The organism is Klebsiella sp. K47 (assembly GCF_051858335.1).
GTDB lineage: Bacteria > Pseudomonadota > Gammaproteobacteria > Enterobacterales > Enterobacteriaceae > Klebsiella > Klebsiella pneumoniae.
Genome location: NZ_JBPYUI010000221.1, coordinates 1 through 239, shown reverse-complemented (window position 1 = coordinate 239; position 239 = coordinate 1). Strand labels below are relative to the sequence as shown.

Here is a 239-nt window from a genome sequence, read left to right as displayed (position 1 = left end):
GCCGAAGCCAACGCCAAGGTCGACGCCCTGCGCATGTCGGTGTCGGCGGGCGACCCCGAAGCGGTGGTCGAACATGCCAGCCTCGTTCTGGAGGCCTCCGACTACGACGGTCTTTTCGAGAAGTCCTACGAAGTCCAGTACCGGCCTGAGGATCGCCTGCTGCTCGTCAGCTACGATCTGCCCGCGCCGGACGCCTTGCCGGGCGTGAAAAACGTGCGGTTCGTCAAGGCCACCGGAGA

Annotated in this window: 1 protein-coding gene; it reads left to right on the top strand. The window is 65.3% G+C overall.

Annotation, left to right across the window (positions count from 1 at the left end; translation table 11 throughout):
- On the top strand, positions 1–239 hold a 239-nt coding region (locus RRF55_RS27780; RefSeq protein WP_439419267.1), incomplete at both ends, for a hypothetical protein.